This window comes from Enterococcus sp. E4-150, assembly GCF_035726465.1.
Lineage (GTDB): Bacteria > Bacillota > Bacilli > Lactobacillales > Enterococcaceae > Enterococcus_B > Enterococcus_B faecium.
The window spans coordinates 1-1324 of the sequence record NZ_JAPRGK010000040.1 but is presented as its reverse complement, the minus strand read 5'-3'; the positions used below and the strand labels follow the sequence as shown (position 1 = coordinate 1324).

General features: G+C 39.7%; 1 protein-coding gene. It reads right to left on the bottom strand.

Going from position 1 to position 1324, the window contains the following annotated elements; translation table 11 throughout:
- Positions 1-51: 51 nt before the first annotated feature.
- The gene (locus tag OZ002_RS13260; protein WP_002323245.1) at positions 52-1224 is read right to left on the bottom strand and encodes an IS256-like element IS1542 family transposase; all 1173 of its coding nucleotides are present in this window, start codon (positions 1222-1224) and stop codon (positions 52-54) included.
- Positions 1225-1324: the final 100 nt, after the last annotated feature.

Here is a 1324-nt window from a genome sequence, read left to right as displayed (position 1 = left end):
AGTCAAGTCCATAATCCTGTGTAAAATACTATACAATGTTTTACCGGTCTCTCATTGATCAAACTTAATATATTTTCTTGTAGAACTGAGCCATTCGTCATGAAGGTCCATAAGGACAGCTCCAATTAATCGATTGGCAGACGTTCGGTTGGGAAAAATCCGAATAATCTTTTCTCTTCTGCGGACTTCCTGGTTCAGTCGTTCAAGAAGGTTGGTGCTTTTTAGCCGATTATGACTATTTCCGATAACCGTGTATTGAAAGGCATCTTCGAAGCCATTATCCAATATTTCGCAGGCTTTTGTATATTTAGGCTGGTCGATATATTCACCGACTAAGGCATTCTTAGCTGTTCGAGCGAGTTCAATATCCGTAAACTTAAAGATCGCTTTTACTGCTTCTCTAAACGGTTTTGAATTCTTTTTTGGAATAGAACTGAAGATGTTTCTTAAAAAATGGACCTGGCATCTCTGCCAACTTGCGTTGGTAAATGACTTACGAATCGCAGACACTAGGCCTTTATGGGCATCAGAAATGATGAGTTCTGTCCCCTTTAGGCCGCGTTCTTTTAAGTATTCAAAGAAGATGGACCATGTGTCATCACTTTCTTCATTTTGAATCATGAAGCCAATGATTTCACGGTCGCCACCTTCTGTTATCCCGATCGCAATATGGCAGCTTTTAGAAAGCACTCGATGGTCCTCACGGACTTTTATGTAGAGAACATCAGTCATCAGATAAGGATAATTCGTACCTGAGAGTGAACGGTTCTGCCATTCGTTGACCATCGGGTCTAACTGCTCAGTCAGGCTAGAAACAAAAGATTTCGATACAGATTTTCCACATAGCTCTTCAACAATCTTTGAAACTTTACGTGTCGAAACGCCCGAAACATACATCTCAAGCATTGAAGCGAGCAGTGCCTTTTCATTTCGCTGATAACGCTCAAACACCGTCGGTGAAAATTCACCATCACGTGTTCTAGGCACTTTTAATTCGAGTGTACCCACACGAGTCGTAAAGTCTCGCTCATAATAGCCATTTCTTTGACTCTGACGACTTTCTGAACGTTCATAGTCATCGGCTTGAATATATTCTGTTCGTTGATTTTCCATCAATTGGTTGAAAACAGTGGTTAAAATATTTTTAGAAACATCATCTTTTACCGAATGTTCAATAATACTTTGAACCTCTTCGTTGTTCAGTGTAAAATGTACTTGGGTCATGTAACGTCCTCCTGGGTATGTTTTTGTGGTTAAAAACATTGTACCGTAAAAGGGCTGTTACATGGCCTTTTATCTTTTACACAATTATATGGACTTTATC